This window comes from Halomonas saccharevitans (assembly GCF_032333995.1).
Classification (GTDB): domain Bacteria; phylum Pseudomonadota; class Gammaproteobacteria; order Pseudomonadales; family Halomonadaceae; genus Halomonas; species Halomonas saccharevitans.
Window position 1 is genome coordinate 182,857 of record NZ_JAVXUR010000005.1, and the last position, 13,708, is coordinate 196,564.

Below are 13,708 nucleotides of genomic sequence, written 5' to 3' on the forward strand. Positions count from 1 at the left end.
CGGGTCGCCTTGTCGAGTGTGAGGTGTGAAGAATGAGTCAGAACGCACGGGAATCGCTTTCTGCCCTGATGGATAACGAAGGGGATGAGCTTGAACTGCGTCGAGTGCTGAAGTCACTGGATGATTCACCCGACGCGGCCGATACCTGGCGGCGCTACCATCTCATGCGCAGCCTGATGCGCCGGGAACATGAGGTCGATGTCGCCACCGATCTCTCCGCCGGCATCATGGCGCGTCTCGAGGACGAGCCGTTGCCGCAGGTCGAGGCCAAGGGCGGCACGGGGCGTTCCATGTCGCTGTTGCGCGGCGCCGGCATCGCCGCCGCCGTGTCGCTGATGGTGATCACCGGCGTGCAGTTCTATCAGGGTGGCATCGGCCGCGAGGTGCCCTCCGACGTGGCCGCCCAGATGCCTTCGCAGCCCATGTCGAGTCCAGAGCTGCAGGCGAGCCCGGCCGCCCTCGGTGGGTCTGAGCTGGCCGCACCCCAAGTCGGTGGTCGCCCCTCGCTTGCTGACCTTCCGCTTTTCCAGACGCCGTCCGGCGATGGCCGGGGCCTGATGACGGTGGGCGCGGGCGTCGATTCCCCGCTGGTGCTCTCCCCGCGCCAGTCCGCGCGCGTCAATCAGCAGCAGGCTCAGTTGTTGCAATCTTACCTGGATCGTCACGCCGAGGGCGCGGCCTACGGCAGCGGTGATACCTGGATGCCGCTGCTGCGCGCTTCCGGCAGCGAGTCGCTGGGCCAGCGTTGATGCGTTCGGGTCGATCGACCCACGGGGTCGCGAAAGGACTCCCAGTTTTCCTGTTGAGCGGCCTGCTGGCGGCGTTGCCGCAGGCTTGCCTCGCGCAGGCCGAGCCGGCTCAGACCGATGACGCCGCCGCTGAACAGGCGGATTTCTCCCCTGGCGATAGCGATCATGCCGGCAGTGGCGAGTTCGAGCGCTTCGACTGTCAGGTGCTGATCTCGCGACCAACTCCCGAGAGTGCCGAGGCCTGGCTCGAACGAAGTCTCTGGGCCAACCACTGCTACGCCTTTCAGGCGCGCGCCGTTCGCATCGGCAGCGACGGCGTTCGCTCGCTGGCGTTATCCCACGATGTGGTTGACGGTGTGGAGCGGGAGGTGGCCCGCTTCCTGGACGGTCCACCGGTGGTCTTCGAGCGGCGCGGGCGCATCGGTCGCCTCCACTGGGCCGAGGGCGATGCGGCGGTGGCCGCTTCTCCGGCGGGCATCGTGGCTCACCTCGAGGGGCTCTATCGCCTGCGTATGAGCGGCGAGGAGCGCCTCGCTAATCGAAATACCGTGCGCCTCGACATCGAGCCCCTGGATGATCTTCGCTATGGCCACCGCGTCTGGCTCGACAACGCCACGGGACTGACTCTTAAGCAGATCCTGCTCGATGAGCAGGGGCGCGTGGTGGAGACCTTCCAGATCACTCAGCTGAACCGGCCCCGCCTCCATCAGGGGGCGGTGGACCTCGATCGTCGGCGCCCCGCGCCGGACGACCCCTGGCGTCCGGCCTGGCTGCCCGAGGGGTTCATCGCCAAGCCGGTGCAGACCCGCAGCCCGCGCCACGACGAGACCGTCGGGCATCGTGTCTACAGCGATGGCCTGGCGACGCTCAGCCTGTTCGTGGAACCCGTGGCCGGCAAGGACCAGCTGATGCCCGGCCTGCATCGACTCGGTGTGTCTCATGCCGCCGTTCGCCGTCGTGAGCTGGGCGGTCAGGCGCGCCAGGTGGTGGTGATGGGCGAACTGCCGCCGCGGGTGCTGATTCGCGTGGCCGACTCGGTGACGTGGCGCTCCGAGACGGGCGCCGCCTCGCCCTGAGCTCTGAACCTTTTGGCGCGAGCGCGGTAAGAAATAGCACGCGCTTGTCATCCCTTCCCGTCGACCCAGGAGTGCTTCATGAAACGCATGACGCGACATCTTTCCCTCTGGATGCTGCTTGCCGCGGCACTGCTGGCCTGGCAGTCGGCCATGGCTCGTGACCTGCCGGACTTCACCGAGCTGGTCGAGGAGGCCGCCCCCGGCGTGGTCAATATCTCCACCACGCGCACGGTGAAAGGGCGTGGGTCGTCCTTCCACGACTTCGAGGGACGGGAGATCCCCGAGATCTTCCGTCACTTCTTCGGCGATCGCTTTGGTGAGCAGTTCCAGATGCCGCCCGGACACGGTCAGCGCCCCAGCGAGGAGCGCCAGTCGTTGGGCTCAGGGTTCATCATCGACGAGGACGGTTACGTCATGACCAACGCCCACGTCGTCGACGGGGCCGACGAGATCGTGGTTCGCCTCAACGATCGACGTGAGCTGCAGGCCGAGCTGGTCGGCGCGGATGCCAAGACCGACGTGGCCGTGCTCAAGGTCGATGCCGACAACCTGCCTACCCTGGCGCTCGGCAACTCCGACGGACTCCGCGTGGGTCAGTGGGTGGCGGCGATCGGCTCGCCCTTCGGCTTCGATCATTCGGTGACCGCCGGCATCATCAGCGCCATCGACCGCACGCTGCCCCGCGACGCCTACGTGCCATTCATTCAGACCGATGTGGCCATCAACCCGGGTAACTCCGGTGGCCCGCTATTCAACCTCGACGGCGAGGTGATCGGGGTGAACTCGCAGATCCTCACCCGCAGCGGCGGCTACATGGGGCTCTCCTTCGCGATTCCGATCAACGTCGCCATGGACGTGGCCGATCAGCTGCGCGACGACGGCCAGGTCAGCCGCGGCTGGCTCGGGGTGATGATTCAGCCGGTCTCTCGCGATCTGGCCGAGTCCTTCGGCATGGAGACCGCCGAGGGCGCGCTGATCGCCGATCTGGACCCCGAGGGCCCGGCCGCTCGCGGGGGGCTCGAGGCCGGCGACGTGATCCTCTCGGTGAACGGCCTCGAGGTGGATCAGTCCAGCACCCTGCCGCGCCTGATCGGCCAGGTGCTCCCGGGCAGCGACGTCGAGCTGACCCTGCTGCGCGATGGCGAGCGCCGCGAGGAGACCGTGACCCTTGGTGAGTGGCCCGACGCGCTTCGCGAGGGCCCCGCTGCCGCCCAGGATGAAGGCCCGGGCCGGCTCGGTATCGCCGTGCAGCCGCTGCAGGAAGGCGCGCGTGAGGAGTTCGGCATCGAACACGGCGTGCGGGTGGCCGAGGTCGAACCGAACGGCGTTGCCGCCGCAGCGGGGCTGCGCGTCGGCGACGTGCTGGTCAGCATCGACCATCGCGCCGTCGAGGATCCCGACCAGCTCGCGAGCCTGGTGGCGGATCTTCCCGAGGATCGCGCGGTGCCGGTGCGCCTCTTCCGCGATGGCCGTTCGATGTTCGTCGCCATGCGGCTCTCCGGCGACTGATCCGGGCTGTTCCCGGCCTCTATCCGGTCTCTCTCAGTTCTCTCAAGCCCAGCCAGGGCGCGCGAGAGGCCTCGAAAAAGGTCCTGTGTGATCCCGACCCGACGGCCGCCGCCGTCGGGTCGCTGTATCTGGCAGGCGCATCCCGCTACAATGGCGGCCATTCCATCAGAGCCCGCCAGCCGACCGCCTCGCGATCCGTCGGGTCGGCCGTGGCCCGACACCCACAAGGCAGAATCGACTCGATGTCCCAAGACGCAACCTCCGATCCCCTCAAGCACATCCGTAACTTCTCGATCATCGCCCACATCGACCACGGCAAGTCGACCCTGGCCGACCGGCTGATCCAGACCTGCGGAGGCCTGACCGAGCGCGAGCTCAAGGAGCAGGTGCTCGACTCCATGGACCTCGAGCGTGAACGCGGGATCACCATCAAGGCCCAGTCGGTGACGCTGGATTACCATGCCGATGACGGCAACGTCTATCAGCTGAACTTCATCGACACCCCGGGTCACGTGGACTTTTCCTACGAGGTCTCCCGCTCGCTCTACGCCTGCGAAGGGGCGCTGCTGGTGGTGGACGCCGGCCAGGGCGTCGAGGCCCAGTCGGTCGCCAACTGCTACACCGCCATCGAGCAGGGCCTCGAGGTGCTGCCGGTGCTCAACAAGATGGACCTGCCCCAGGCCGACCCGGACAAAGTGGGCCACGAGATCGAGGAGATCATCGGGCTGGACGCCACCGACGCCTGCCAGGTCTCGGCCAAGAGCGGGCTTGGCATCGACGCGCTGCTCGAGCGCCTGGTGCGCGACATTCCGCCCCCCAAGGGCGATCCCACCGCGCCGCTGCAGGCGCTGATCATCGACTCCTGGTTCGACAACTACCTGGGGGTGGTCTCGCTGGTGCGGATCTTCGACGGCACCCTCAAGAAGGGCGACAAGATTCGCATGACCTCCACCGGTCGTGACTGGCCGGTCGGCGAGGTGGGCATCTTCACGCCGCTGCGCAAGCAAACCGGCATCCTGCGCGCCGGCGAGGTCGGCTTCGTGGTCGCCGGCATCAAGGACATCCACGGCGCGCCGGTGGGCGATACCATCACCCACACCAAGACCCCGGACGTGGCGCGCCTGCCCGGTTTCCAGAAGGTCAAGCCCCAGGTCTACGCCGGCATGTTCCCGGTCAGCGCCGACGACTACGAGGACTTCCGCGACGCCCTGGAGAAGCTGGCGCTCAACGACGCCTCGCTGGACTACGAGCCGGAGAACTCCGACGCCCTGGGCTTCGGCTTCCGGGTCGGCTTCCTCGGCACCCTGCACATGGAAATCGTCCAGGAGCGTCTGGAGCGCGAGTACGACCTGGACCTGCTCACCACCGCGCCCACGGTGGTCTACGAGCTCGCCATGAAAAACGGCGAGATCGTCTACGTCGCCAACCCCTCCAAGCTGCCCGACATGGCCGATGTGGAGGAGATGCGCGAGCCCATCGTGCGCGCCAGCATCCTGGTGCCCCAGGAATTCGTCGGCAACGTCATCACCGAGTGCGAGCAGCGCCGCGGCACCCAGCTCGACATGCAGTTCCTCGGCAGCCAGATCCAGCTCACCTACGAGCTGCCCATGAGTGAAGTGGTGATGGACTTCTTCGATCGCCTGAAGTCGATCTCCAAGGGCTACGCCTCCCTGGAGTATAACTTCGAGCGCTTCCAGGCGGCCCAGCTGGTGCGCCTGGACGTGCTGATCAACGGCGACCGCGTCGATGCCCTGGCGGTGATCATCCATCGCGATCACGCCCACAGCCGCGGCCGCCTGCTGGTCGAGAAGATGAAGGAGCTGATTCCGCGCCAGATGTTCGACGTGGCCATCCAAGCCGCCATCGGCGGGCAGGTGGTGGCGCGCTCCACCGTCAAGGCGCTGCGCAAGAACGTCACCGCCAAGTGCTACGGGGGCGACGTGAGCCGCAAGAAGAAGCTGCTCGAGAAGCAGAAGGCGGGCAAGAAACGCATGAAGCAGGTCGGCCGGGTGGAGATTCCTCAGGATGCCTTCCTTGCCGTGCTCAGGGTCAATGACTAGGGACGGATAACCGCATGGACTTCTCTTTGATGCTGGTGGTGGCCGTGGCCGTCACCGGAGTGATCTGGCTGCTCGATCTGCTCTGGTGGCGCCCCGCCCGCCAGCAACGACTGGCCACGGTCGAGGCCGGTACCACCGAGGGGCTCGGGGAACGGGCGCGCGAGCGGGCGCTCAAGGAGCCCTGGCCGGTCGACTACGCCCGCTCCTTCTTCCCGGTGCTGCTGGTGGTGCTGGTGCTCAGGAGCTTTCTGGTCGAGCCGTTCCAGATTCCCTCCGGCTCCATGCGCCCGACCCTCGAGATTGGCGACTTCATCCTGGTCAACAAGTTCGCCTATGGCCTGCGGTTGCCGGTGATCAATACCCGCTTCGTCGAGGTCGACGACCCCGAACGAGGCGACGTCATGGTGTTTCGTTTTCCCGATGAGCCGTCGGTGAACTTCATCAAGCGCGTCGTGGGCCTGCCCGGCGATCGAATTCGCTATGAGGACAAGCAGCTCTACATCAACGGCGAGGCGGTGCCCAAGCGGCTGCTCGAGGCCGGGCCCGTCAAGGCGCCCACCGAGCTGCTGCTGGCCGAGCAGCTGGGCGAGCGCGAGCACCGACTCTACAATAATCCTCGGGACCCCGGTCCCCAGGTACGCGAGCTGGTGGTGCCGGAAGGCCACTACTTCACCATGGGCGATAACCGCGATCACTCCAACGACAGCCGCTACTGGGGCTTCGTGCCGGAGGAGAACATCGTCGGCAAGGCCTTCGCCGTCTGGATGCACTGGGATGGTGGCCTGCCGAGCTTTACCAGCGTGCGCCACATCCAGTAGCGACTGGCATCCCGTGGCGAGGTGACCGTTAGCCGGCCCGCCTGCCGGGTCCGACCGATCGTCGGGCCCGGCGAGAGAACACACCCCTTTGATATCGACGTATTCAGGAGCTCCGTGAGCAACTCCCTCAACGCCTTCAGCCGCCGCATCGGTCATGCGTTCGCCGATCCCGGTCTGCTCGAACTGGCCATGACGCACCGCAGTTACGGCGGTCAGAACAACGAACGCCTCGAATTTCTCGGTGACTCGATCGTCAACTTCGTCATCGCGGAGGCGCTCTTCCGGCGCTTTCCCGAGGCGCGGGAAGGGCAGCTGTCGCGGCTGCGCGCGCGCCTGGTCAAGGGCAAGACCCTGGCCGAACTGGCCCGCGAGATGGCCTTCGGCGAGTGTCTGAGGCTCGGCTCCGGCGAGATGAAGAGCGGAGGACACCGCCGCGACTCGATCCTCGCCGATGCCGTCGAGGCGGTGCTCGGGGCGATCTATCTGGACGCCGGCATGGAGACGGCCCGCACGCGCGTGCTCTCCTGGTACGCCGAGCGCCTCGAAGCGATCAGCCTCGAGGACACCCAGAAGGATCCCAAGACGCGCCTGCAGGAGTTCCTGCAGTCGCGCCAGGTGGCCCTGCCACGTTACGAGGTGACCTCGGTGGAAGGCGAGGCGCACGCCCAGACCTTTACCGTCGATTGTCACGTCGAGGTGCTCGACGAGCACACCCGAGGCGTCGGCTCGAGCCGTCGTCACGCCGAGCAGCTGGCCGCCGAACAGGCCCTGTCTCAGCTCGAACCGACCAAGACCCACGGCACCGGGAGCCAATCATGACCACTACCTGCGGTTTCGTGGCTATCGTCGGCCGCCCCAACGTCGGCAAGTCGACGCTGATGAACCGGATCCTCGGCCAGAAGATCTCTATCACCTCGCGCCGTCCCCAGACCACGCGCCACCAGGTGATGGGCATCAAGACCGAGGATCAGACGCAGTTCATCTACGTCGACACCCCGGGCATCCACATCCTGGCCAAGGATCGCAACAAGGCGATCAACCGTTTCATGAACCAGGCCGCCGTGCAGGCCCTGCGCGACGTGGACTGCGTGGTGTTCATCATCGATCGCACCCGCTGGAGCGATGAGGACCAGGTAGTGCTGCAGCGTCTCGAGCATGTCGAGGCGCCGGTGATCCTGGCCGTCAACAAGGTCGATCGCCTGCAGGACAAGGCAAGCCTGCTGCCGTGGCTAGAGCAGGTCGGTGCGCGCCGCGACTTCGCCGCTATCGTGCCGATCTCCGCCAAGCACGGCACCAATGTGCCCGAGCTCGAGGCCGAGGTCGCCAAGCACCTGCCCGAGAGCGTGCACTACTTCCCCGAGGATCAGGTCACCGACAAGAGCCAGCGCTTCCTGGCCGCCGAGCTGGTGCGCGAGAAGGTGATGCGCCAGCTCGGCGACGAGCTGCCCTACCAGATGACCGTCGAGATCGAGGAGTTCCGTGACGAGGGGCGGGTAGTGCACGTCAGCGCCCTGATCCTCGTCGAACGGGCGGGTCAGAAGAAGATCCTGATCGGCGAGAAAGGCGATCGGATCAAGAGCATCGGCCGCGAGGCGCGCCTGGACATGGAGCGCGCGCTGGGCGCCAAGGTGATGCTCAACCTCTGGGTCAAGGTCAAGAGTGGCTGGTCCGACGACGAGCGGGCCCTGAAGAGCCTGGGCTATGACCTGGACTGATGCCATGACGCCGCGATGACCCCCGAACCGGCCTTCCTGCTGCACAAGCGTCCCTATCGCGAGACCAGTGCCCTGGTCGATCTGCTGACCCTGCAGCATGGCCGGGTGCGGGCCGTGGCCCAGGGCGTGCAGCGCCCGGGCAGCCGCGCCCGCACCCGGCTGCAGCCCTTCGCCCCGATGCACGTCACCTGGGCCGGGGAGGGCGAGCTCAAGCGCCTGCGGCTGATGGAGGGGCGCGGCAGCGCGGCGCTGCTGGCAGGCGAAGGCCTGCTCTGTGGGCTCTATGCCAACGAGCTGCTGACCCGGGTGTTGCCGGTGGAGCTGCCCGTCGCCGAGACCTTCGCCTACTACACCGCCATGCTGGAGGCGCTGCCGCGCCCGGAGGGGCGGGCCGCCTCGCTGCGTCGGCTGGAGGTGGCGGTGCTCGAGGCGCTCGATGCCCTGCCGCGCTTCACCGACCCCGAGGGCGGCGAGCTCGATCCCCAGGGCCGCTACGATCTGGACCATGGCTCGCGCGCCTTCGTGGTCGCCGAGCGCGGCATCGATGGGCGCACCCTCCGGCTGCTGGCCAGGGGCGGCTGGGACGAGCCGGGGCTCGCCGGGCCGGCCAAGGCGATCACGCGGCGGGCCCTGGCACCGCTGCTAGGCTCGCGCCCGCTGCGCTCCCGGGAGCTGATGCGCCAGCTTGCCCAGCGTCGGCGGGCCGGTTCACACTGATGACTTTCTGGCACGTCTCGCCATGACCGCGAGGGGCGCCGGGGGTAGACCGAAGAGGAGGTCCTATGCCACGGATGGCATCGGTAGCGCTCAGGGATGGGTTCATAGCGTCTCCTCGCAGGGCTGCCGCCGGATCAGCCCCGAGCCCACGGCTCAGGCGAGTGGCTTAATTCCTGATTTTTCGACCCCTTGGAGTCCCCATGCATCCCCCGCGTATCTTGCTCGGCGTCAACATCGACCACATCGCCACTCTTCGCCAGGCCCGGGGGACGCGCTACCCCGATCCCGTCCAGGCAGCCCTGCTCGCCGAGGAGGCCGGCGCCGACGGCATCACCGTGCACCTGCGCGAGGATCGTCGCCACATCCAGGAGCGCGATGTGCGCCTGCTGGCCGAGGTGCTCAATACCCGCATGAACCTCGAGATGGCCGTGACCGAGGAGATGCTGCGCCTGGCCGAGGAGCTGCGCCCCGCCCACGTCTGCCTGGTGCCGGAAAAGCGCGAGGAGCTGACCACCGAGGGCGGGCTCGACGTGGCGGGTAGCCAGGAGGCGATCGGCGAGGCCTGTCGGCGCCTGGCGGCGGCGGGCTGCGAGGTGTCACTGTTCGTCGACCCGGAGCCCGAGCAGATCGCCGCCGCCGCCAGGGTCGGGGCGCCAGTGATCGAGCTGCATACCGGCGCCTACGCCGAGGCCACGGGGGCGGCCGCGCGTCGCGAGCATGCGCGGCTCGCCGCCGCCGCCGAGATGGCCTGTGAGCTTGGCCTCACCGTCAATGCCGGCCACGGCCTGCACTACCACAACGTCGAGGCCGTGGCCGCGCTGCCCGGTGTCCACGAGCTCAATATCGGCCATGCGATCATCGCCCGGTCGCTCTTCGTGGGGCTCAAGGAGGCCGTGGTCGAGATGAAGCGGCTGGCCATCGCCGGCCAGGAGGCCGGCCTGCTGGCGGCCCTCGATGAGCACGATCACGACCATGGCCACGACGACGAGGCAGGCTGCTGCCGATGATCGTCGGCATCGGCACCGATATCGCCCGGGTGGCCCGCTTCGAGCGGGCCATGGAGCGCCACGGCGAGCGCTTCGCTCGGCGTCTGCTCGGCGAGCTCGAACGGGAGCGGTTACGCGGCCACGTGCTGCCGGCGGCCTTCCTGGCCAAGCGCTTCGCCGCCAAGGAGGCCTTCGTCAAGGCGCTGGGCACGGGGCTGCGCCACGGCATGCGCTGGACCGAGATCCAGGTGGTCAACGATGCCCTGGGGCGTCCCTCGCTGGTGCTCTCCGGCAATGCGCAGGCGCTGGCCGAGGCGGCCGGCGTGCGCTCCCTTCACCTCTCGCTCTCCGATGAGGAGGCACTGGCCATGGCCTTCGTCGTGCTCGAGGGCTGATCCGCCTGCCAGCGGCGCAGTTCGGCCATGGCGGCATAGAGCTCGGGCAGTAGCGCCACCACGGACTCCCGCCCGCGTGATCTCAGTCGCGTCTCCAGGGTCTCTGCCAACAGCCCGAGGCGCGGAGTGCCGCAGTAGCGACAGGCGCCGTTCAAGGCGTGCAGGGCATCCAGCAGGGCCTCGCCGTCGTGACGTTCGACGGCATCGCGGATGGCCCGCTCGCTCTCCGGCAGCGAGTCGGCCAGTCTCTCGAGCAGCTCCCGGGCGAGCGCCTCGCGCCCGCCGGCGAGTCGCGTGCCGATCTCCAGGTCGACCACGGCCAGTTCCTGCCCCGCGTTCTGCCGGCCGTCGTCCTGCATCGTCGTTGCCTCCGCAGTGAAGCGCGATGGCATCGTCAGGCCGAGGGTCTCCTCGAGCAGCCGGACGAGCCGCTGGGGCTCCAGCGGCTTGATCAGCACGTCGTCGAGCCCACTCTCCAGAAGCGTTCGCCGCTGCTCGCCCTGCACGTGAGCGGTGACGGCGATGATCGGTACCCGCCGCCACTCCCCGCCGAGCCTCCTCAGCGCCCGGGTCGTCTCCAGCCCATCCATGCCGGCCATGCGGATGTCCATCAGCACCAGGTCGAAGCGCTGCTGGCGCGCCAGGGTCAGCGCCTGGGAGCCGCTCGCCGCCAGGGTCACCGCGACCCCGACATCGCTCAGCAGTTCGCGCATCAGCAGGCGATTGGACTCGGTGTCGTCGACCACCAGCAGCCGCGGCATGCTCGCGGGCGCTCGCGGAGACCCTGGCGCTGGCAGGGCCTGAGGCGTATGCGCCAGGTGACGGCGCATCGCCTGGACCAGCGTGGCGCGGGCGATCGGCTTGGTCAGTATCTCGCCGCCATGCGGCAGGGGCAGGGCGGGGAGATCGGGTAGGCCGGCGTTGACCAGCAGCAGGGCCGGGCAGGCCAGTTGCTCCAGTCGCCCCCGCCACACGTCCAGCGAGGCGGCCTCGAGATCCTCGGCGTCGAGCGCTACCACGGCCAGCGCGACGCCGGGCTCGGCGGCGGCTTGGGTCGCCGTGACGACCCGCGCATCCCAGCGACGCATCAGGTGCTCGAGGGCCCGTCGAGTGGGTAGATGGGATTCGTCGAGTGCAACGGTATCGCCCTGCAGGCGAAGCTCGGGGAGGCGTTCGGCCTCGGCGTTGCCCTCAAGCGGCAGGGTGAAGGAGAAGGTCGAGCCCTCGCCAGGAACACTCTCCACGCTCACCTCGCCGCCCATCTGCTCGACCAGCTGACGGCTGATGGCAAGCCCCAGCCCGGTGCCGCCAAATTCCCGAGAGTGGCTGATATCGGTCTGGTGGAAGGCCTGAAACAGTCGGCGGCAGGCCTCCTCACTGAGGCCCATGCCGGTGTCGCTGACGCCGATGCGCAGGAGCACCCGGTCGATCTCGGCCTCTTCCAGCATGACGCGCACGATCACTTCACCCCGATCGGTGAACTTCACGGCGTTGTTGACCAGATTGGTGATCACCTGGCGGATGCGCAGCGGGTCACCCTTGAGATCGGCGGGCACGTCGTCGAAGACCAGGCCAAGCAGCCTCAGGTGCTTGTGCTGCGCGAGCGGCGCCTGCAGGCCAAGCACCTCGTCGACCAGGGCGACCATGTCCAGCGGCAGTGTCTCCAGTTCGACCCGTCCGGCCTCCAGCTTCGAGAAGTCCAGCACGTCGTTGACCAGCATCAGCAGGTTGTCGCAGGCGCGCTGCACGTGGTCCAGCCACTCGCGCTGTCGCGGCTCCAGTCGCGAACGCCCGAGCAGGCGGCAGAAGCCGACGATGCCGTTGAGGGGGGTGCGGATCTCGTGGCTCATGTTGGCCAGGAACTCCGACTTGACCCGGTTGGCTTCCACGGCGCGGCGGTGGGCCATGTCCAGCTCGATGTTCTGGACCTCGATGGTCTCCATGGACTCCTGGAGCTCATTGGTGGCCTGCTCGATCTGCGCCTGCAGGTCGTCCCGGGACGCGGCCAGGTGGTCGGCGAGATCGTTGACGCGCCGGGTCAGCGAGCCGAGCTCCGGCGAGGCCGGCGGCGCCAGGCGCGCCGGCACCATGCCGAAGGCGAGGCGCTTCAGGGCACGCCCGGCATCTTCCAGCGGCTGGGTCACGCGCCGCGTGACGGCGAAGCCGACCAGGAGCAGCAGCAGCCCGGCGAGCATCAGCACCAGCCCGGCACTGGCCATGAGGCGATAGCGAGACAGCAGCAGGGGCGTGGTGTCGACGTCCAGGGTCAGCCAGGCCGTGGCTGTCCCCGGGCTCGGCAGGGGCGTCTGCCAGCGCCAGACAAGGCCCTGCTCGAGCAGTTGCGGGGCCGCGTCCCTCGGCGGTGTCGGCGGTTTGCCGAGTTGGCCGAGGGTGAGGCGAAGCTCTCCGTGGCCATCCTGAACGCTCAGCGACTCGACATGAGGCAGGGCCATCAGGCGCTCGCCCAGACGTGACAGCGCCCGCTCATCGCCCGCCGCCAGCGCCTCGCCAAGGCTCGGAGCGAGCAGCCTGGTACCCTGGCTCAGAGTCTCGCGCAGCGCCGCCCGATCCTGGCGGTCCTCGAGGACCACGGCCACGCCGGCCAGCAGCGTCAGCAGCATCAGCGGCAGGCCGAGGATCGACAGCATCAGGCGCGTCTTCAGGAACATGGCGGGCTCGTCAGTCGGTGGATCGGCGCCCAGTATGCCACAGCGTGGGTGGATGCCTGTCCAGCATGGGGTGGCACGGATATAATGCCGAAAAGACGGATTCATCAGGAAGGTGACATGCATTTCCCCAATCTCGAGGAGACCGTCGGCCATACGCCGCTGGTCCGCCTCAAGCGCATCACCGCCGGGCGCGGCAACACTCTGCTGGCCAAGTTGGAGGGCAACAATCCGGCCGGGTCGGTCAAGGATCGTCCGGCGCTCTCCATGATCCAGCAGGCCGAGGCCCGGGGCGAGATCGTTCCCGGCGATACCCTGGTCGAGGCGACCTCCGGCAACACCGGCATCGCCCTGGCGATGGCGGCCGCCATCATGGGTTATCGCATGGTGATGATCATGCCGGAGAGCGCCTCCGCCGAGCGCAAGCAGGCCATGGCCGCCTACGGGGCCGAGCTGATCGAGGTGAGCGAGACAGGGGGCATGGAGGAGGCCCGCGACCTGGCCGAGACCATGGTCGCCCGCGGTGAAGGTAAGCCGCTGAACCAGTTCGCCAACCCCGACAATCCGCTGGCCCACTATCGCACTACCGGACCGGAGCTGTGGGAGCAGACCGGCGGCACCATCACCCACTTCGTCTGCTCCATGGGCACCACCGGCACCATCATGGGTGTGTCGCGCTACCTCAAGGAGCGCAATCCCGAGGTGCAGATCGTCGGCCTGCAGCCCGAGGACGGGGCCAGTATCGCCGGCATTCGCCGTTGGCCGCCGCAGTACCTGCCGAGCATCTTCGACGCCAGTCGCGTCGACCGGGTACTGGACATTGGCCAGCAGGAGGCCGAGCAGCACATGCGTCGCCTGGCCCGCGAAGAGGGCATCCTGGCCGGGGTCTCCTCCGGCGGCGCGCTCGCCGGCGCGTTGCGCATCGCCGACGAGGTGGAGAACGCGGTGATCGCCTTCATCGTCTGCGACCGCGGCGACCGCTACCTGTCCACCGGCCTTTTCGCCCCGGAGCGCTGA

Annotated in this window: 12 protein-coding genes; 11 read left to right on the forward strand and 1 reads right to left on the reverse strand. The window is 68.0% G+C overall.

The genetic code is table 11. The annotated features are described in order from the left end of the window. Positions 1–32: 32 nt before the first annotated feature. The 10 genes from RSO68_RS13445 (at position 33) to RSO68_RS13490 (ending at position 10,025) form a co-directional block, all read left to right on the forward strand. Positions 33–749 carry a sigma-E factor negative regulatory protein gene (locus RSO68_RS13445; RefSeq protein WP_315586934.1) on the forward strand — a complete coding sequence of 239 codons (717 nt, stop codon included), beginning with the start codon at positions 33–35 and terminating at the stop codon, positions 747–749. Positions 750–802: 53 nt separating this feature from the next. After that, entirely contained in the window at positions 803–1,825 is a 1,023-nt protein-coding gene (locus tag RSO68_RS13450; RefSeq protein WP_315586935.1) for a MucB/RseB C-terminal domain-containing protein, read from the forward strand. A gap of 78 nt (positions 1,826–1,903) precedes the next feature. Further along, positions 1,904–3,334 carry a DegQ family serine endoprotease gene (locus RSO68_RS13455; protein WP_089846252.1) on the forward strand — a complete coding sequence of 477 codons (1,431 nt, stop codon included), beginning with the start codon at positions 1,904–1,906 and terminating at the stop codon, positions 3,332–3,334. 242 nt (positions 3,335–3,576) lie between these two features. Then, positions 3,577–5,394, forward strand: a complete 1,818-nt coding sequence (gene lepA, locus RSO68_RS13460; RefSeq protein ID WP_315586936.1) for a translation elongation factor 4 — start codon at positions 3,577–3,579, stop codon at positions 5,392–5,394. Positions 5,395–5,408: 14 nt separating this feature from the next. Further along, positions 5,409–6,212 carry a signal peptidase I gene (lepB, locus tag RSO68_RS13465; RefSeq protein ID WP_315586937.1) on the forward strand — a complete coding sequence of 268 codons (804 nt, stop codon included), beginning with the start codon at positions 5,409–5,411 and terminating at the stop codon, positions 6,210–6,212. 114 nt (positions 6,213–6,326) lie between these two features. After that, the gene (gene rnc, locus RSO68_RS13470; protein WP_089846258.1) at positions 6,327–7,031 is read left to right on the forward strand and encodes a ribonuclease III; all 705 of its coding nucleotides are present in this window, start codon (positions 6,327–6,329) and stop codon (positions 7,029–7,031) included. Continuing rightward, entirely contained in the window at positions 7,028–7,927 is a 900-nt protein-coding gene (gene era / locus RSO68_RS13475; RefSeq protein ID WP_089846260.1) for a GTPase Era, read from the forward strand. Before rnc ends, era begins: the two co-directional genes overlap by 4 nt. A gap of 15 nt (positions 7,928–7,942) precedes the next feature. After that, positions 7,943–8,644, forward strand: coding sequence for a DNA repair protein RecO (recO, locus tag RSO68_RS13480; protein ID WP_089846262.1), 702 nt, complete (start codon positions 7,943–7,945; stop codon positions 8,642–8,644). Positions 8,645–8,844: 200 nt separating this feature from the next. After that, on the forward strand, positions 8,845–9,651 hold the full coding sequence (pdxJ, locus tag RSO68_RS13485; protein ID WP_315586938.1) for a pyridoxine 5'-phosphate synthase: 807 nt from the start codon (positions 8,845–8,847) through the stop codon (positions 9,649–9,651). Continuing rightward, a complete protein-coding gene (locus RSO68_RS13490; RefSeq protein ID WP_315586939.1) occupies positions 9,648–10,025 on the forward strand; it encodes a holo-ACP synthase in 378 nt (125 codons plus the stop codon). Before pdxJ ends, RSO68_RS13490 begins: the two co-directional genes overlap by 4 nt. On the opposite strand, the gene RSO68_RS13495 is transcribed toward RSO68_RS13490, so the two are convergent. Continuing rightward, the gene (locus tag RSO68_RS13495; RefSeq protein WP_315586940.1) at positions 9,965–12,694 is read right to left on the reverse strand and encodes an ATP-binding protein; all 2,730 of its coding nucleotides are present in this window, start codon (positions 12,692–12,694) and stop codon (positions 9,965–9,967) included. The two genes, RSO68_RS13490 and RSO68_RS13495, sit on opposite strands and share 61 nt — an antisense overlap. 117 nt (positions 12,695–12,811) lie before the next feature. Between RSO68_RS13495 and cysM the strand changes: the two genes are divergently transcribed. After that, complete coding sequence (cysM, locus tag RSO68_RS13500; protein ID WP_315586941.1) at positions 12,812–13,708, forward strand: cysteine synthase CysM; 897 nt, start codon at positions 12,812–12,814, stop codon at positions 13,706–13,708.